General features: G+C 39.8%; 14 protein-coding genes. 4 read left to right on the top strand and 10 right to left on the bottom strand.

Features of this window, described 5'->3' with window-relative positions; all coding sequences use genetic code 11:
* Window position 1 precedes the first annotated feature (1 nt).
* Entirely contained in the window at window positions 2-4,036 is a 4,035-nt protein-coding gene (locus IZT61_RS19840) for a RecQ family ATP-dependent DNA helicase (RefSeq protein ID WP_230383779.1), read from the top strand.
* A 2-nt stretch (window positions 4,037-4,038) separates the two neighbouring features.
* Window positions 4,039-4,824, top strand: coding sequence for a 3'-5' exonuclease (locus IZT61_RS22365; protein WP_230383778.1), 786 nt, complete (start codon window positions 4,039-4,041; stop codon window positions 4,822-4,824).
* Window positions 4,825-5,098: 274 nt separating this feature from the next.
* Here the strand turns inward: IZT61_RS22365 and IZT61_RS19835 are convergent, their stop codons facing one another.
* From IZT61_RS19835 to IZT61_RS19820, 4 genes are all read right to left on the bottom strand, one after another.
* Window positions 5,099-5,818: a GDSL-type esterase/lipase family protein gene (locus IZT61_RS19835; protein ID WP_196098738.1), complete on the bottom strand. Its 720-nt coding sequence runs from the start codon at window positions 5,816-5,818 to the stop codon at window positions 5,099-5,101.
* 24 nt (window positions 5,819-5,842) lie between these two features.
* The gene (locus IZT61_RS19830; RefSeq protein ID WP_196098737.1) at window positions 5,843-6,073 is read right to left on the bottom strand and encodes a DUF1456 family protein; all 231 of its coding nucleotides are present in this window, start codon (window positions 6,071-6,073) and stop codon (window positions 5,843-5,845) included.
* A gap of 349 nt (window positions 6,074-6,422) precedes the next feature.
* Window positions 6,423-7,727 (bottom strand): DEAD/DEAH box helicase, encoded by a 1,305-nt coding sequence (locus IZT61_RS19825; protein ID WP_196101373.1) that lies wholly within the window; start codon window positions 7,725-7,727, stop codon window positions 6,423-6,425.
* Window positions 7,728-8,001: 274 nt separating this feature from the next.
* Window positions 8,002-8,226 carry a hypothetical protein gene (locus IZT61_RS19820; protein WP_196098736.1) on the bottom strand — a complete coding sequence of 75 codons (225 nt, stop codon included), beginning with the start codon at window positions 8,224-8,226 and terminating at the stop codon, window positions 8,002-8,004.
* A gap of 233 nt (window positions 8,227-8,459) precedes the next feature.
* Here IZT61_RS19820 and IZT61_RS19815 point away from each other — a divergent pair, with 233 nt between their 5' ends.
* Window positions 8,460-8,933, top strand: a complete 474-nt coding sequence (locus IZT61_RS19815) for a ribonuclease H-like YkuK family protein (RefSeq protein WP_196098735.1) — start codon at window positions 8,460-8,462, stop codon at window positions 8,931-8,933.
* Window positions 8,934-9,161: 228 nt separating this feature from the next.
* Here the strand turns inward: IZT61_RS19815 and IZT61_RS19810 are convergent, their stop codons facing one another.
* A complete protein-coding gene (locus IZT61_RS19810) occupies window positions 9,162-10,469 on the bottom strand; it encodes a spondin domain-containing protein (RefSeq protein ID WP_196098734.1) in 1,308 nt (435 codons plus the stop codon).
* A gap of 195 nt (window positions 10,470-10,664) precedes the next feature.
* On the opposite strand from IZT61_RS19810, the gene IZT61_RS19805 reads away from it, so the two are divergent.
* On the top strand, window positions 10,665-11,132 hold the full coding sequence (locus IZT61_RS19805) for an SRPBCC family protein (protein ID WP_196098733.1): 468 nt from the start codon (window positions 10,665-10,667) through the stop codon (window positions 11,130-11,132).
* Window positions 11,133-11,478: 346 nt separating this feature from the next.
* On the opposite strand, the gene IZT61_RS19800 is transcribed toward IZT61_RS19805, so the two are convergent.
* From IZT61_RS19800 to IZT61_RS19780, 5 genes are all read right to left on the bottom strand, one after another.
* On the bottom strand, window positions 11,479-12,060 hold the full coding sequence (locus IZT61_RS19800) for a DUF4468 domain-containing protein (RefSeq protein ID WP_196098732.1): 582 nt from the start codon (window positions 12,058-12,060) through the stop codon (window positions 11,479-11,481).
* 88 nt (window positions 12,061-12,148) lie between these two features.
* Complete coding sequence (locus IZT61_RS19795; RefSeq protein ID WP_196098731.1) at window positions 12,149-13,165, bottom strand: porin; 1,017 nt, start codon at window positions 13,163-13,165, stop codon at window positions 12,149-12,151.
* Window positions 13,166-13,205: 40 nt separating this feature from the next.
* Window positions 13,206-14,606, bottom strand: a complete 1,401-nt coding sequence (locus IZT61_RS19790) for an ammonium transporter (protein WP_196098730.1) — start codon at window positions 14,604-14,606, stop codon at window positions 13,206-13,208.
* Between the two features lie 345 nt (window positions 14,607-14,951).
* Window positions 14,952-15,899, bottom strand: a complete 948-nt coding sequence (locus tag IZT61_RS19785) for a TIGR01212 family radical SAM protein (protein ID WP_196098729.1) — start codon at window positions 15,897-15,899, stop codon at window positions 14,952-14,954.
* A gap of 587 nt (window positions 15,900-16,486) precedes the next feature.
* On the bottom strand, window positions 16,487-17,932 hold the full coding sequence (locus IZT61_RS19780) for an APC family permease (protein ID WP_230383776.1): 1,446 nt from the start codon (window positions 17,930-17,932) through the stop codon (window positions 16,487-16,489).
* Window positions 17,933-18,276: the final 344 nt, after the last annotated feature.

Genomic DNA, 18,276 nt, shown 5'->3' with positions numbered 1-18,276 from the left:
GATGAAATCGATTGCTTTCGTTGATACCGAAATTGAGCCAAATAGCCAAAAAATCCTCGACATTGGATGCGTTAAGGGTGATGGAAATTATTTCCATAAAGCTTCGGCTGCTGAGTTTGCCTATTTTGTAAGGGGAACAGAATTTATTTGCGGACATAACATTCTTAACCACGACATCAAGTACATCGGCAAAGCCATCAGCAGTGCTGGAATAAATACTGCAAACATCATCGATACCTTGTATCTTTCGCCATTGCTCTTCCCTACCAACCCGTATCATTCGCTGGTAAAGGACGATAAGCTACAATCAGAAGACACAAACAATCCTTTGAATGATGCAATTAAGGCAAAAGACTTATTTCACGATGAAATTGCCGCTTTCAAGCAAATTGACGACACGCTGAAGCAAATCCTCTTTTCACTGTTGAAAGACGAAAAGGAGTTTCGAGCATTTTTCCGCTTTATTGATTTTAAATGCCAAAGCACAAATGCCGAGCACCTGATTTATCAAAAGTTCAAAAACGAAATTTGCGAAAAAGTGAATCTCGCCAAGCTAATATCAGAACATCCAATTGAACTCGCCTACTGCCTATCCCTCGTAAGCTCATTTATTAAGCACAACAAAACAAATTCGATAACACCGCCTTGGGTATTAAAAAACTATCTAGAAGTAGAACGAATCATGTTCCGTTTACGGAACCAACCCTGTATAAGCGGCTGCCTCTACTGCAATAACGCATTAAACATTCATAAAGGCTTAAAACGATTTTTCGGCTTTGATTCATTCAGAACGTATGGTGAAGAACCTTTGCAAGAAAAAGCAGTTCAGGCGGCTGTTGACAATAAATCGATACTTGCCGTTTTCCCGACGGGTGGCGGAAAGTCGATCACCTTTCAAGTACCCGCCTTGATGAGCGGAGAATGTTCAAAAGGATTAACAGTTGTAATTTCGCCGCTGCAATCGCTGATGAAAGATCAGGTCGACAATCTCGAAAAGGTTGGAATTACCGACGCAGTTACCATAAACGGCTCATTGGATGCTGTTGAAAGAACAAAGTCGATTGAGCGGGTTGAAGATGGCTCGGCCACAATGCTATATATTTCACCCGAGTCGTTACGTTCGAGAACAATTGAGCGACTGATTTTAGGAAGGAAAATTGTCCGATTTGTTATTGATGAGGCCCATTGTTTTTCTTCGTGGGGGCAGGAATTTAGAGTTGATTATTTGTACATCGGCGATTTCATCCGGGCAATTCAGGAAAAGAAGAACCTAGAAGACGCAATCCCCGTTTCGTGCTTCACCGCAACAGCAAAACAAAACGTAATTGAAGATATTCGTAATTACTTCAAGGAAAAGCTTTCGCTCGACCTCGAACTTTTTACATCAAAAGCATCGAGAACAAATCTTCAGTACAAGGTTTTTGAGAAAGAAAAAGAACATAAATATGAAGCAGTAAGAGATTTAATTGAGGCGAAAGCCTGCCCCACTATCGTTTATGTTTCAAGAACGCGAAAAGCTTTTCTGCTTGCGAAGAAACTAACCGAAGACGGCCTTAATGCAAAACCCTATCACGGCAAATTGGATGCGCAAGAAAAAATTGCCAACCAAAATGCCTTCATATCGGGCGAGGTTTCAATAATAGTTGCCACCTCTGCTTTTGGGATGGGCGTTGACAAAAAAGACGTTGGCATGGTAATTCACTATGATATTTCTGACTCGCTTGAAAACTACGTTCAAGAAGCCGGAAGGGCAGGTCGGGATGAAAATCTTGTTGCAGATTGTTACGTTTTGTTTGACGAAGAAGATTTGAGCAAACACTTCATCCTGCTGAATCAAACCAAACTCTCCATCAAAGAAATTCAGCAGGTTTGGAAAGCGATAAAGGAAATAACCAGATTTCGATCAACGGTTTCTCAGTCTGCCTTGGAAATTGCACGAAAAGCAGGTTGGGATGATAATGTTGATGAGATAGAAACAAGGGTAAAAACGGCCATTTCGGCCTTGGAAGAGGCTGGATACTTGAAGCGGGGACAAAATATGCCGAGGGTTTTTGCCAATAGTATTCTTTCAAAAAATGCACAAGAAGCAATAGAGAAGATCAGGCTTTCGGAGAAGTTTGATGAAAAGCAAAAGGAAAAAGGAATCAGGATCATCAAAAAGCTTTTTTCAAGCAAGAGCAGAAAGCAGGCAACTGATGAGGTAGCCGAATCGAGGATTGATTACATCAGCGACCATTTGGAAATGGAAAAAAAGGATGTGATCAATATCATAAACCTGCTTCGCGAAGAAAAGATATTAGCTGATGCCAAAGATTTAACCGCATTTATCAAAAAAGGAGAAAACAAAAATCGCTCGCTCGCCATTGTTGAATCCTTCGGAAAGATTGAAAATTTCTTGCTTCCTGTATTTGAGGAAGAAGAAAAGGAGCTTGACATCAAGGCCTTAAATGAAGAGGCCGAAGAAAAAGGGCTCCAAGATGTAAGCGCAAATAAGATTAAAACGATTATTAATTTTTGGGCAATAACAAAATGGATCAAGCGACAGAGCACCAAGCATTCAAAAAATCATATTGCGGTGGTTTACTTGCAGCCTAAAGAAATTTTAAAGGAAAAATTGAAGAAAAGGCACGAGTTGGCAACGTTCATTGTCGAATTTCTTTACGAAAAAAGCAACCAAAATGTTTCAGAGATCGATGCAGGGAAAGAAGAAGTCTTGGTTGAGTTTTCAATTCAGCAACTAAAAGCAGAATTTGAAAAGCGCTCCACCCTTTTTCAGATACAGGTGTCTGTTGAAGATATTGAAGATTCGCTTTTTTATCTATCAAGAATTGAAGCCATCAAGATCGAAGGTGGTTTTTTAGTCGTGTACAACCGGTTAACTATTGAGCGGCTTGAACAAGACAATAAAAAGCGATATAAAGTTGAGGATTACGAAAAGCTACGTCAGCATTACGAAAATAAGATCCAGCAAATCCATATCATCGGTGAATATGCGAAGAAGATGGTGAAAAACTACAAGGATGCCCTACAGTTTGTAGAAGATTATTTTCAGTTAAATTACAGCTCGTTCCTGAACAAATATTTTAAGGGCAGCCGACAGAATGAAATTAAACGTAACATAACCCCGGCCAAGTTTAGGCAGTTATTTGGGGAGCTTTCTCCAACCCAACTTAAAATTATTAACGATAACGAAACCAGGCACATTGTTGTGGCTGCCGGGCCCGGAAGTGGTAAAACAAAGGTGTTGGTTCATAAACTTGCCTCGTTACTTTTGATGGAAGATGTAAAAACTGAGCATCTGCTTATGCTTACATTTTCCAGAGCAGCAGCAACAGAGTTTAAAAAGCGGCTTCTGAATCTGATTGGAAATGTAGCGCTGTACATCGATATAAAAACCTTTCACTCCTACTGTTTTGACCTATTGGGCAGGGTTGGAAATTTAGAAAAATCGGATGCGATTTTAAAAAAGACGATCGAAAAAATCAAGAATAGAGACGTTGAACAAAATCGAATAACAAAGACCGTTTTGGTGATTGATGAAGCGCAAGACATGGATGAAGATGAATTCAACCTTGTAAATACTTTGATGGAGCAAAACGAGGAAATGAGGGTTATTGCTGTCGGCGATGATGACCAAAACATCTATGAGTTTAGAGGAGCTAGTTCAAAATATCTTGAACAATTTATCAAAGCAAACAAAGCTGCCAAACATGAATTGGTTGAGAATTACAGAAGCAAAAGCAATTTAGTAGATTTTTCTAACCGATTTGTACAGCACATTAGCGATCGCTTAAAAGCAACGCCCATTATTGCCCGGCAAACTGACAATGGAAAAATAAAATTGGTTCGCTACCATAGCGGCAACCTCATAACCCCACTTGTGCGTGATATACTTGCAACTGACCTTAAAGGTACAACCTGTGTGCTGACAAAAACCAATGAAGAAGCGCTACAAATCACAGGTTTGCTCTTGAAAAATGGGAGCACGCAAAACTCATCCAAAGCAATGATGGATTCAGCTTGTATAATCTTTTAGAAGTGAGGTTCTTTTTAAATCACGTGAATGTCGCCGACGACGCTTCTGTTATTAGTGATGAGGTTTGGGAAAGTGCAAAACGTGAATTGACAGAAAAATTTCAAAATAGCACAAGATTGGAGACTTGCAAGAATATCATCAAAGACTTTGAAGATACCAATACCAAGAAGAAATATAAATCGGACTTGGAGGTCTTTATTCGTGAATCTAAACTGGAGGATTTTTTCAGTGAAAGTGGCGAAACGATCTTTGTTTCAACCATCCATAAGGCAAAAGGAAAAGAATTTGACAATGTTTTTTTAATGCTCGAAAATTTTAACCTTGAAACAGATGAAGCCAAAAGACAAGTATATGTTGCCACAACCCGGGCAAAGCAGCTTCTGCACATCCACCTCAATTCAAGTTTCCTGAATAACTTAATCGTAGAAAACTTGGAGCAGTTAGAGGATACAGAAATTTATGCTCCCCCTAACGATATGGTTATGCACTTGACTCATAAAGACATTTGGTTAGACTATTTTATTAACAAACAAGGTTTGGTTTCTGAATTGGCAAGTGGCGAGATTCTGACTTTGCACAAAGACGAATGCTTAAATTCTGTCGGACAATCGGTTTTAAAATTCTCGCTTCCATTTATGAGCCGCCTTGAAGCTATAAGGAAGAAAAACTATCAAGTGAAAAAGGTAAAGGTTAGCTTTATTGTTTATTGGCTTAAAGAGGGGCAAGAACTAGAAGTGCAAATTATTTTACCCGAACTTTTTTTTGAACGGATTATTGCCGAAGCCTGATTTTAGCATCGTCAAATTTATATTTTCATTTTAAAACCGTTGTAGCTGGTTTGAACGATTGATTCGCGATTGAAACCCAATACGACTAACACGATCAGTTTAAACTACAACTCAACAAGGGTAATTTTCACCCCTAAAGCAACAACGAAGGTAAATTTTACTTATTTTTACTCTCGTTCAGCAAACAGAAGTAAATCTTACCTTTGAAATAATGAAAAAATTTAACCGCAACGCTTGATAGAAACTGCTGGTTTGGCACTTCAAAAAACGGATCTTAATATACGTTTCTAAGTGATTTTTGAATTGCCGGCTCAGTCACCTTTTCCATAATTTTGTAACCAGCCAGGTTCGGGTGCACGCCATCGGTAGTTAGTTCCTGGCGTTGCCCTTTCTTATCGTCTACCAGCGGCGTCCAGTAATCAAGAACAGTAAAGTTTTCCTTTCGGGCATAGGCTTCAATCAGGTTATTTAAATCGACGATTTTGTCGGCAGGCTCAATGTGCTTTGCCCAGGGGTATTGATTAATGGGCAGGTATTTACAAAGAATAACCTTAATGTGATGCAACTTGGCCAGCTCGCACATTGACTTAATATTATCCATGATCTTTTCGTTGGTAACATGGCCCGTATTACCCGAAATATCGTTGCTTCCTGCTAAAATAATTACCGCTTTCGGCTTAAGGTCGATTACATCTTGCCTAAAGCGAATGAGAAGTTGCGGAGAAATCTGCCCGGAGATTCCCCGATCGATATAGGACCTGTTATTAAAGTATTCAGGGTCTTTCTGTTTCCAAAATTCGAAGATCGAACTGCCTAAAAAAATAATGCGGTTTTCTCCCTTTTTTGGTGTGCCGAGCAGCTCGTTTTCCTTTTGATATTTTGTTAATGCCGCCCAATCATCGGCAAAATTTTCTTTCTTTTCGGTGGTGGTTTGTTGTGCGAATAGACTACTCGAAAATAGAATAAGGGCAAGGAAGGATAATTTGATTTTCATTTTATTGACTGATTTTAACGGACCTTACTTTTTTTCTTCTCTTGGACCTCTTTTATAGATCACCAAACCATTTAAAAAGTTACGTAGAATCTGATCGCCACAAGGCTTGAAGTTCTCGTGATCTTCGTTTCGGAAAATATCGCCAAGTTCGGCCTTGGTTACCTTAAACCCTACCAAATCGCAAATCGTAATGATGTCTTCCGTTTTTAGCGATAACGCTACTCTTAATTTCTTTATTATATCGTTGTTGCTCATGTTTGAATTATAAAATGATTAAATTAGTGAATTTTGAATGATTGAGTTTTTGAATGATTGAATTAGTAAGTTTTGAATGATTGACTTTCGTGCCAAAGGCATCCCTTCGGGAAATGATTCTAATTTTCAATAGCGAACTTTACTGCCTAATTTTCGAATGAACCAATAAACCAATTGTCATCCTGAGCGGAGTCGAAGGACAATGAACCAGTGCACCAACTGTCATCCTGAGCGGAGTCGAAGGACAATGAACCAATGCACCAATTGTCATCCTGAGCGGAGTCGAAGGGCAATGAACCAGTGAACCAATTGTCATCCTGAGCGGAGTCGAAGGACAATGAACCAATAACTAACTCGCCACCGCCAATTTTAACTTTTTGCCCTTTATTTTCTCGCCTTGCAAAGTCGACAATAAGTCTTCTACCCTACCTCTTTTTACGGCAACATAACTTGTTGTATCCTTCACTTCAATCAGCCCTAAATCGTCTTTCGCTAAACCACCTTTTTGCAAAAATAGTCCAACAATATCAATTTTGTTAATTTTATCTTTTTTACCGTGCGCCAAATATAAAGTTACCCAATCACTTGCTTCAGGCAATTTATATTTTTCTGATAAGGTTTCTTCTTCAATATCCTCTGGTAAATATTTATAATGTTCTTCTTCAGTTAAAATCGCATAAGCGGTACCCTTTGCATTCATGCGGGCGGTTCTGCCATTGCGATGAATGTAGGCATCTTCGGTATATGGCAGCTGGTAATGCACAATATATTCCACTTCGGGAATATCAAGACCTCTCGCCGCGAGATCGGTTGTGATCAATATTTTATGGCTTCCATTTCTAAATTTCAACAATGCCTTTTCCCTGTCGAACTGCTCCATGCCGCCGTGAAACACATCGTGGCCAAGGCCGTGTTCAAAAAGTAAATCGCTTATCCGGTCAACGGTTTCCCTGTGATTGCAAAAAACCAGTGTATTTTTTCCTCCAATTTTGCTCAACAGCCTAAATAGCACATCCAATTTATCGGCAGCAGCAGCTTTTACCATTTTGAGCTTTAAAGCAGGCTTATTTTCCAGATTTTGCGAAAAATCGATTTCCAATGGCGACTGCATTTTAACGAAGTCTGGAATTTCTTCCATCCTGGTGGCCGAAGTCAGTATGCGCTGTTTTAAAGATAGCAGCGAACCGATAATATAGCTCATATCACTTTCGAAGCCGAATTCCAACGATTTATCGAACTCATCTAAAATAAGCGTTTCGACAAAAGATTCATCAAAATTTTGATGTTCCAAATGGTAGGCAATTCTTCCGGGGGTACCAATTAAAACAGCTGGCGGATGAGCAAGGTTGTTTTTCTCCGTTCTTACAGCATGCCCACCATAACAGCAATTTACCTTAAAACCTGTACCCATTTGCTTAAAAACCTGCTCAATTTGCAAGGCAAGCTCTCGCGAGGGAACCAAGATTAATGCCTGTACACCCACAACGGCAACTTTTAACTTTGCAATTAGCGGCAATAAAAATGCAAGCGTTTTGCCCGAACCCGTTGGCGCAACCAAAATAACGTTGTTACCCTTGGCCACCGCCTTTACCGAGGCTTGCTGCATTTCGTTTAATGCAGTTATGTTTAACCGTTTTAGCGCTTCATCTATCATTGCCGGCAAAGGTAAGCATTTACTGCTTAGGCCAAAAACGATAGCCCACATGCTTAAAAACTGCTTTTAGCTTTTTTTGCTAGTTTTGTGCTTTTTGGTGATACCAGTGGCAAAAGCTATGCCCTCCGTTTGCCACGGAGGCTCGAAAAACACGAAATATTTTAATTCTTTTCTCTACCCGTACGGTCAGTCGGGCTGGTTTCTCTCTTTCCCTGGCTAATTAATTTCTGTATAATAGCCATTTTTTAAAAGCGATTTCGCAGGTATATGTATCTTATTCAGCTTTGAAAAAGCGATGCTTTAGTTGTTTTAATAGTTTAAAGTTGAGTCCTTTTTCTAAGTTCAACAGCATGCTTCCTCGTTTCAATATAGAAGAGGTAAGTTTTTCGTTAACAACATCAACAGAAGATAAAATCTTATCAGCCATTTCGCCGCCAATTTTATTAGCCCTACTATTTTGAAGTAATTGAAGTTCTTGAATTAATTCTGCTTTCATCATAACGCTGTATTTATCTGTATATAAAGAAAACGACAGCCTATGTAATTTGTTTCAAAAAATACGCATTACCTACAGGAGCTTAACAGCTAATTTGTTAATAACCAAACATTTGTTAGCAAATAAACAATGTGCAGTTAACAGGTTTTTAATTTGAACCACTTATTTTTATAAAAACCTGATTACCATTTTGTTCCAAAAGGGATTCTTTTGGAATTAACCTAAATATAAAGTGTATGACATGGAAAAAATTCAGTGGTGAGGTAATCCACGCTCCAATCCTCGAAGAGATTGAAAACGCAATTATCAGAGAAAGTGAAAAGGGTTATAAATTGAAGGTATGCATTGGCACCGATTCGCAAGTTAAGGGCAGCATTACCGATTTTGCAACTGTTATCGTTCTCCTTCGCGAACATCACGGTGGTTTCATGTACATCCATCAAGAAAAAAGTACACAGCAGGTAAGTATTAAAGAGCGAATGCTGATGGAAGTTCAGAAATCGATTGAAACAGCGTATGCGGTTTGCGATCTGCTCGATCTTTACGAGGTTGGATTAGAGGTTCATGCCGATATCAATACCAATCCGTCATTTAAATCGAACAAGGCACTGAACGATGCGATGGGTTATATTTTAAGTATGGGCTTTATTTTTAAGGCCAAACCCGAGGCTTTTGCAAGTTCTACCTGTGCCGACAAAATGGTACATTGATCGAAATGAAGGATAGCGATGAAGTTAATCACCAACATTCTTTCTTAAGCATTTGCTAACAAGGGCACTAAAACAAATCGGGACAACGACATTAGTCATTATCCCGAAATTGTTTACTGCTATGGTTATCCTCAGCATGATTTATTATCATCCTTTATTTAGCGATGGTAAACATAGTTACTTTTTTGCCACTTACTTTTATCTGTTCGATCAGCGCCAGTTAATTCATTAGTTAATCGTCACTTTAATTATGTTCTTAACATCAGGCAAAGTGGTAAAAGCATTGGGATTGGGAACGGCAGCGATAGGCTTGCTTTCAACAAGCGGTGTTCCTCCTAATTTAAACTGGGTTCTTCCCGAACCTGGAAATTCATTTATAGCAGTACCATTATCGAAAAGCGCAATACTGGCAGACGCATCACCTTTTTTATATGGATCAATTCCATCTGCACCGCTCGCAAAAAACCAGTCGTTTGAAAAGCCATACATCGTGGCAATAGCTATTCGGTCTCCTTTTGTAACAGCAAGTTCTTGAGAAACATTCCCTCCACGCTGGGTATTAATCATTGGAAGCAACGCAGTTGTAGTTGGGGCGGCAAGAATATAGACCGATTTAATTCCGGGCTTTCCTTTCAAATATGCAGCTAAGCTACTCGCATCACCTTTCTGAGCCAATGCTTTCAATCCCTCATTTCGGTCATTCTCACCAAGTTTGTAAATTGGATTATCGATTCCGTTGTAAACGACTACAAGGATTGGCGAAATTGGCGTAAATATCCCTGTAATACCTTTAATATAACCGCTTAGCGGTGTATTATTGCCGCTTTCTGCAAGTGCCGTCAATCCATTTGCCGTTGCTTTATCCTTTGTAAATAATGGTGTGGAATTTAAAAAATTACCTTTATCATCAATGTACGATACTGCCCAAACGCCCGGGCTCAAGGGAGTCTCGTTTGAAGTACCTCCAGACGTATTTTCCAGCGTAAGTGAAAACTGAGCGTTTCCGTTATATTTTAATGTGGCTTTTACCAATTTAGAAGCAGGCAAAAATGTGTTGCCTTGAGCATCCGTTCCCTCTACCACCGTAACGTTTTTGGTTTCTGCTGCTCCCGGGTGGTTTACCGTAGTGCCAGGTTTTTGATTAACCCGTGTGCCATTGTCCCATAATTTAACCAGGGCCGAAACATCGCCCTCTATTGGCAAACCATCGGCGGTATAAACTTTTATACCGGGATTTTCGGGTGCAAAAAATAAATCGTTAGATAAGCCATACATTGTAGCAAAAGTTATCGCTTGCCCTTTTGCAGCATAAAATTGAATTGTTGTAGATTGACCAGGGAGAGTTACTGGTGGCGTTCCGGTTCCTTGAAACGTGCCAGACTGCACCAATGGTCTTGAATCTAACACATTCTCGACACTAATAGTTGTATTGTCGGTTCTTTCTTGTACAAATTCGCGATCTTTTTTACAGGCTACCAGCGCTAAAGACAACGCTGCTATACTAGTCCATTTTGTGATGTTTTTGTTATATTTCATATTTTACCAGGTTTGTTTTTAAGATTAGTCGGGTAAAAGTCTGATTCCTTACAAAAAAATCGAATAAAGGGTTTCCGATTGGTAAATTGCGGATGTTATTTGAGAATTAAGGAAGATAATAATATATAAAGTTTATAGAAAGGATGCTAACAAAAGCCGCACTGAAAAGGTACGTTCTTTTAGCAAAGGTTTATTATGAAAACATACCGATTAGAATTTACGCAAAAACTACCTGTTGATTTAGCAACCGCCTGGGATTTTTTTTCATCGCCATTAAACCTGGCCGAAATTACGCCGGAAACGATGGCATTTGATGTAACCTCGCCGAATATTGCGAATACAAAAATGTATCCGGGCCTGATCATCACCTATAAAGTATCGCCATTGATGGGCATAAAGCTCAACTGGATGACAGAAATTACGCATGTAAAAGAAAAGGAATATTTTGTAGATGAACAACGCTTCGGACCTTTTGCATTTTGGCACCACGAGCATCATTTTACTGAGATAGATGGCGGGATCTTAATGCACGATATTCTTCATTATGCCATTGGCTTCGGCCCGATCGGAAAAATTGCCAACGCAATTACGGTAAAGAAAAAAATCAGGGAAATTTTTGAATTCAGATACAAAAAGGTTGAGCAAATTTTCGGTCATAAGTAGATTGCCACACGCTAACGTACTGGCTACGCTTCGGTTTGCTGCAAAGCAGCTCAGTTGGAGCACTGACGGGGGCAAAGGAAAGAGCGGAACGGTTTCTTAGGATGAAATAATACGACAAAAATACCCAAAACCCTTGTTTATAAACCCGATGGCAGTGGCAGCCTCCGATCCTTTACCGATCAATCGGCACTGAGGTAGCATCGGAGCTATAACGAACAGCGGGGCGAAAGACGCCATGAAAAGCAGAACGTTCGTTTCCAAAATCGACGAAATTAATTCATGAAGCAAAAAAGACACGCTTCGGTTTGCGGCAAAGCAGCTCATTTGGAGCAACAACGGCGTTGGCTTACCACTCTTTGGTTGAAATAACCTCCGGACTTTTAGGCTGCAACTTTACAGTAATATCTGTAGCCAAATACTTTTCAAATGATTCGCCGAATGTAACCGCCTTATCGTAAGCACTTGCCTGAATGGCCTTCCACTCGCCGGCATTGAGTTTGCCCTTTGCGGTTTCCAGCGGCGTGCTTACAGTGGTTGATGCGGTAAAATTTCCGTAACGATCGCGTTTGTACGGTATAAACTCAAAATCGGTAAGCCAATACCGGTATTTTCCATCCCTCGTTTGAAGCATAAAATTGTATTTCACCTCTCCACTCGGATGGCCAATTACCAAAACTGTTTTATCAATAATCAACTTCCCCGAAGCAAAAACTGAGCTGTCGGTTTGGCCAACGAGCTTCATTTGCTTTTTGTAAAAATCGTTAACAAAATGGAGTGCTCTTTTTTGCAGCGTTGCCTTGTTTACGGCTTGCGAATCAACAACCTTATAATAAATAAACTTGCCATTATCACCTTTCGCAAACTGTTTCTGTTGGGCAAAGAGTTGCATGGAAAAAGCACTCAGGATGATAAGTAAAATGTATTTCATTTTAGCAGGTTAATTGTTAAAGCAAAAATAAAGGTAATAAAAAGCCGCCAGTTTAAGTTTGCTGGCGGCCTGCAAAAAAAATATTTCTTTAAAAAGCGTACACTGCGGCTAGCGAGAACTGCCCTGCGTTTGGAGCAGCCATTCCATTTTCCTTTGCAAAAGGTTTAGCACCATTATGGTCTAATCTTACCTCTGGAATAAATGTTAAACCACCCGATTTAATGTTTGCAGTTAAGGTTACCGAAGTATATTTATCTCCTTCAAAACCAGCAACATCTTTGTATTTAAAGTACTCGCCTCTTAAACCCAATGCTACCGCACTGGTAAAAGCATATTGAGGATATAAAGCAACACCGGCATAACCACCATCATCATCGTTTAGATCGTAGTTGGCCGCATTTAAGCCCAATTTAAATTTTTCGGTAATTTGATACGAAGTGGTTAAATCTTCGATGGTTCCATAACCACCTGCACCAGCCCCCGAAAGTACATTAAGGTAAGCGGTCCAACCTTCAACAGGCGATACCATTAACTGCCCACCTATTGCCGAAACACCTCTTGTTGCCGAGTACACATTCCAATCGTTAAATAAACCCGCCATTAAACTCACCTTATCGCTGAATTTATAAGTTGCTTTAATACCTGCATTTTGGAACGGTCCGTTAGTAAAAAGATACGAAGTTGAATAGTTGAAATTGCCAACTGGCGAAATTACCTCATAACCGATAAATGTACCCATATAACCGGCAGTCATCGAAAACTGATCTGTAAAATCGTAATTTACGTATAAATTTTGAATGTGAAACGACGAACCATCATCAGAAGCGTCTAAAAGAGACTGTGTTTGCCCTCTAGGACCAAAAGACAGTTCTCCAACAAATGAGGCTTTACCCGTTTTCTTTTTCAATGCCAAATCAATCATTCCTAACGAAACTGAGTTATGATCTGATGCAAATGAAGTTCCGATATTAGGTTGCTTGGCAAAATCGTATTTAAAATAAGTATCAACCGACCCTGATATTTCAAGTGGTGATGTTGGTGTCTCTTGAGCGAGGGCACACGTCGTGCTTGCCATTGTAAAAATAGCGGTTAAAAATTTCTTCATGTTTGAGCTGAATAAGGTTTAGATATGTGATTTTTGAGTTTTAAACTGCCTCGGTTAGCGGGCTATGGCTTTCGATATAAATTGCTTTTTCTTCTACCAGTAATGTTCCCTGGGTGTATTTCTCGTTGTGTTGAGAAGCATCAAGACCCATTTCTTCTTCTTCTTCTGATACGCGGATTGGCTGAATAAGATTGATGAATTTGAAAATAATAAAGGATACTACGAAACTGAATGCAATTACGATCAGTGCGCCTTTTAACTGGGTGATAAAAAATTCCGGATTGCCGTAGAATAAGCCATCAGCACCTGCCGCATTTACTGTTTTAGTAGCAAAAACGCCGGTTAACAACATCCCAACTATACCGCCTACACCGTGGCAAGGAAATACGTCTAAAGTATCATCAAGGCTGGTTTTTTGCTTCCACCCAACTGCAAGGTTTGAAATAACGGCAGCAATTGCACCGATAAAAATACTCGACGGAATGCTTACGAAACCGGCACCTGGGGTAATGGCTACCAAGCCAACTACAGCACCGATACAAAAACCTAAAACTGACGGCTTTTTGCCTCTTGCAACATCGAAAAACATCCACGATAAACCTGCAGCGCCCGCAGCGGTATTGGTTGTTAAAAACGCTGAAACAGCCAGGCTACCTGCGCTTAATGCAGAGCCTGCGTTAAAACCGAACCAACCGAACCATAATAAACCTGTACCAATTAATACATAAGGAATATTTGCTGGTGGAACTTCTTTATGCTCTAAGTGCGATTTTCTTCTTTTTAAAACTAAGGCACCTGCCAAAGCGGCCATACCTGCAGAAATGTGAACTACCGTACCACCCGCAAAATCTAATACGCCCATTTTTAACAAGAAACCTTGTGGGTGCCAGGTCCAGTGCGCTAATGGCGAATAAACAAATACCGCAAATAAAACGATAAATAAAATGTAAGATGTAAACCTGATACGTTCAGCAACAGCACCAACCACCAAACCTGGGGTAATGATGGCGAACATAAGCTGGAATACGGCAAATAATGAAAGCGGAATGGTCAAATCTGCACCGCCTTGTAAATGTGGTGCACCAGAGTTTACGCCTTTGAAGAACAAAAACGTAGAAGGATTGCCGATAAAACCACCGATTGTATCGCCGAATGCCAAACTAAAGCCAACCACTGTCCACAACACCGTAATTATACCCGCTGCTACCACACTTTTGATCATGGTTGAAAGCACGTTTTTACGGTGAACCATACCGCCATAAAAGAAGGCCAGGCCAGGTGTCATTAAAAATACAAATGCCGCAGCAATAATAATAAAGGTTACATCGGCTCCATTATATTCTCCGGCAAAATCTGACGCAAGGGGAACGAATAATGCAAGAATTGCGACGATCATCAGAACCGCAAAAGGTGCAAACTGTTTAATGGAAAATTTACTCATAGCTTTTAGGTTAATTTGTTTGTTATTATTTAAATATTCAATTATTCACAAATAATTTTTATAAAAATACGAGATATTGTAATTTTTACACCAAAAACTTGAAATATTTTAATCAAAAAGCTAAATTTTTGTAAAACGAAACAAAATAAAGTCTTAAAAATGAAAATAGCACAAAAAAGATACACAAAACACAGCGGATTTTGACAAATTTAAAATCACATTTTTTGACGTAATTATATGATTTTACCTAAAAATTGTATGGATTTGGCTTTTAAAGTCAGTAAAAACAAAAAAACCAGCCAAAAATTGACTGGTTTTCGAATATTTTCTATAAAAAATAAGTTTTTAGCCGATGTAGTCAGAACCCTGAACTACTCCCCTTTTTTCTATTTCTTTGTCAATGTAGGTTTGTATTGCCGATTTATTCAGGCCCCAATTGGGTGCAATTAGTAAATCCCAGTCCGAAATACCAAAAAGGCGTTGAATAACGATATCTGGCCGAAGCATCGGAATCAATTCGCAAAGCAGATCAGTATATTCTTCTAAAGTAAATAATTTGAAGGGTTCTTTTTTATACTTCGCTCCCATAATGGATCCTTCTACAACGTGCAAATGGTGGAATTTTACAAACTTGATTTGTGGAAAGCGGTTAATTTCGTGGATATATCCATGCATTTGCGCTCTGGTTTCCCAGGGAAAGCCAAAAATGGTATGCACACAAAGATCGAGCTTACTATTTTCCAACAGCTCAACAGCCTTTACAAATTCGCCGTGGCTGCAGCCCCGGTTAATTTGCTCGAGTGTTTCGTCGTATATCGATTCCATGCCCATTTCTAAATCCACATCAAAGCGATCGGTATAGCTTTCTAATAAGGCTACCTTTTCGGCGTCAATGCAATCTGGCCGGGTTCCAACGGCAAAGCCCACAATATTTTCGGTATTTACAGATAGCGCCTCATCATACATCATTTTTAAATAATGCGTAGGCGCATAGGTGTTGGTATTGGGCTGAAAATAAACGATAAACTTATCGGCCCTGTAGCCATTAACCGCCCGTTTAATTCCTTCCTCCAATTGCGCTTTAATGGTGGGCATCTTTCGCGAGGGCTCGGGCGTAAACGAATCGACGTTACAATAGGTACAGCCACCGTAACCTTTGCTGCCATCACGATTTGGACAGGTAAATCCGCCGTCAACAATTACCTTAAACACCCGCTGACCATTGTATTTCTCTCGCAAGTGTGTGCCGTAATTTTTATATCCCTTTATTCCTAAATCTACCTGTGTTCCCATTTGCTGCAAAAATACACAAATACATTTATTATAAGGTTTTGATTTTCAAGATTAAAATAAGCTTGACAAAACGCCGTCGGTAAAACCGACGGCAATGAATGGAATAGTATAATTTAAAAGTCTGTCACTCTGAACATCGCGAAGAGCCTGTTCGTCGTCGGCATAAAACCGACAGTTAGACTGGGATGCTAAAAGTAGGGCCTGTGCTTTTTTTTAAGCAGCGGCTTCTTAGCCTTGGGGATCCTTCGTGCCTACTATTGACTTTTTCTGTAAACATCATAAAATCGTCCTTTCGACCGAAGTGCTCCATAGGAGCTCTCCTTGGAGGAGAAGTCTTTAAACCCTGGGTAGAGATTTAGCTTCGCTGAGCACTTCGTGGTTCTCGGCTGCGCTCGAAATGACGACCTTTCTTAAGAGCATTCTTTGAAAAAACGACGTCACTTATATTGATTTTTTCCTGAAAATTAACACCCAGGATGACAGCTTAGATAGAATGTCATTCTGAGCATCGCGAAGAATCTGTCCGTTCATTGCACCAATAAAAAGCAGCAACCGTGCTTTCAAAAAAATTTAAAAACCGTTTTAAATTAAGATTGTGGAACTGTTTTCCTGTTAATCAGGAAATAAACCGGAACGCCCAATAGTACGATTAAAAGCCCCGGCCAGGTGTATTGTTGTTTATAAATAAGCAGCAAAATACAAAATGCGGCACCAATTAGCAGGTAAATAACTGGCGTAACTGGATATAACCATGTTTTGTAGGGTCTTTCTAGATCTGGCTTTTTGAATCTCAAATAAATCACTCCGAAAACGGTGATCATGTAGAACAGCACAATTACAAAAGAGATCATATCTAAAAGATTACCATATTGACCACTCAGGCATAAAACTGAGGCCCAAATGCCTTGCATCCAAAGCGATTTTTCGGGAACGCCATTTTTATTGTTTTGAAGGGCTGCTTTAAAAAACATGCCGTCTTTCGCCATGGTTTGGAACACCCTTGCACCAGCGAGCACAATGCCGTTAACGCAGCCGAAGGTAGAGATCATTACCAGCACCGCCATTACAATCGTGCCGATGCCACTACCGAAAATCTGCTCGGAGGCCGCCACGGCTACCCTATCGTTGGCAGCAAACGCAATACCGTCTCTACCCAGTGTATTGAGGTAAATGAAATTGACTAATAAATAAAGAACCATTACTGCTGAGGTACCTAAAACCATCGAACGAACAACGTTTTTCTTCGGATTTTCAATTTCACCAGAAACAAAGGTTACGTTCTCCCAAGCCACACTCGAAAACACTGAACCTACCATTGCCGCTGCAATTCCCCCCATTATAGTCATTCCGGAAATAGATTCCCATCCAAATTTCGTCAGATTTCCACCCGAGTCGGTTTTAAGGTTGCTAAAAGCATTCCAACCAAACCCCATGTTTTCAGACCAAAAGCTGTTTTTAACCAAAAGGAATCCCAATATGATCAAACCAATTAAAGCAACAATTTTGGACCCGGTGAATACATTTTGGAGAATTTTACCGCTTTCAACGCCTTTGGTATTAATGTAAGTTAACAGCAAAATTACGCCAATGGCCAAAATCTGGATCCAGGTTATTTTGTAGCCACCGCTCTGAAAAATTGGTGCTGCATCGTTTAAGGTTGGTATAAGATAAGCAGTAAACTTACCGAAAGCTACTGCAACCGCGGCAATTGTACCAGTCTGAATTACGGTGAACAGACCCCAACCGTACAAAAAACCCATCATTTTACCAAAAATCTCTTTTAAATACGTGTATTGACCGCCCGCTTTTGGAAACATGGCAGAAAGCTCTCCATAAGAAATTGCCGCAGCAACCGTCATTACCCCGGTTATTACCCAAACCACAATTAACCAATAACCGGAGCCCAGGTTCCTCATAATATCGGCACTCACAATAAAAATACCGCTTCCAATCATCGAACCCATTACCAGCATTGCAGCATCAAAAAGGCCTAACTTTCTCTTCAGTGGTTCATTTCCCTGTTGTTTCTCCATTTTTAGTTTTGTTTGGTTTGTGAGTTTTAGTTGGTGGCTAATTTATTTAAAAAAAAGAAAACCGAACCTGTTTGATTGTATTATTTTAATGAGTCGAAAATTATTCCTCGCTGTTGTTAAATTTTTAATCATAAGGAAATAAAATTATTATATTGCTTACGAAACGATTGCTACAATTTTCAGTTGGAAGTTTTCGATTTTCAGTTGACGGTTGGCAGTTGGCAGTGAACCAATGAGCAAATAGTCATCGGATGAATATAGTAAGCGTGCCAGGTATTCATCCGATGACTGAGACCAGTGAACCAATGACCAATGAACCGAATAGTCATCGGATGAATATAGTA

The organism is Pedobacter endophyticus, from assembly GCF_015679185.1.
Classification (GTDB): domain Bacteria; phylum Bacteroidota; class Bacteroidia; order Sphingobacteriales; family Sphingobacteriaceae; genus Pedobacter; species Pedobacter endophyticus.
This window is presented reverse-complemented; position numbering and strand designations above follow the sequence as displayed.

What these genes read in the sequence shown, in the direction of transcription:
- IZT61_RS19780 (WP_230383776.1), bottom strand. Translation starts at nt 17,932, where the DNA reads ATGGAGAAACAACAGGGAAATGAACCACTGAAGAGAAAGTTAGGCCTT.
- IZT61_RS19800 (WP_196098732.1), bottom strand. Translation starts at nt 12,060, where the DNA reads ATGAAATACATTTTACTTATCATCCTGAGTGCTTTTTCCATGCAACTC.
- IZT61_RS19835 (WP_196098738.1), bottom strand. Translation starts at nt 5,818, where the DNA reads ATGAAAATCAAATTATCCTTCCTTGCCCTTATTCTATTTTCGAGTAGT.
- IZT61_RS19810 (WP_196098734.1), bottom strand. Translation starts at nt 10,469, where the DNA reads ATGAAATATAACAAAAACATCACAAAATGGACTAGTATAGCAGCGTTG.
- IZT61_RS19805 (WP_196098733.1), top strand. Translation starts at nt 10,665, where the DNA reads ATGAAAACATACCGATTAGAATTTACGCAAAAACTACCTGTTGATTTA.
- IZT61_RS19820 (WP_196098736.1), bottom strand. Translation starts at nt 8,226, where the DNA reads ATGATGAAAGCAGAATTAATTCAAGAACTTCAATTACTTCAAAATAGT.
- IZT61_RS19840 (WP_230383779.1), top strand. Translation starts at nt 2, where the DNA reads ATGAAATCGATTGCTTTCGTTGATACCGAAATTGAGCCAAATAGCCAA.
- IZT61_RS19790 (WP_196098730.1), bottom strand. Translation starts at nt 14,606, where the DNA reads ATGAGTAAATTTTCCATTAAACAGTTTGCACCTTTTGCGGTTCTGATG.
- IZT61_RS19825 (WP_196101373.1), bottom strand. Translation starts at nt 7,727, where the DNA reads ATGATAGATGAAGCGCTAAAACGGTTAAACATAACTGCATTAAACGAA.
- IZT61_RS19830 (WP_196098737.1), bottom strand. Translation starts at nt 6,073, where the DNA reads ATGAGCAACAACGATATAATAAAGAAATTAAGAGTAGCGTTATCGCTA.
- IZT61_RS19815 (WP_196098735.1), top strand. Translation starts at nt 8,460, where the DNA reads ATGACATGGAAAAAATTCAGTGGTGAGGTAATCCACGCTCCAATCCTC.
- IZT61_RS19795 (WP_196098731.1), bottom strand. Translation starts at nt 13,165, where the DNA reads ATGAAGAAATTTTTAACCGCTATTTTTACAATGGCAAGCACGACGTGT.
- IZT61_RS19785 (WP_196098729.1), bottom strand. Translation starts at nt 15,899, where the DNA reads ATGGGAACACAGGTAGATTTAGGAATAAAGGGATATAAAAATTACGGC.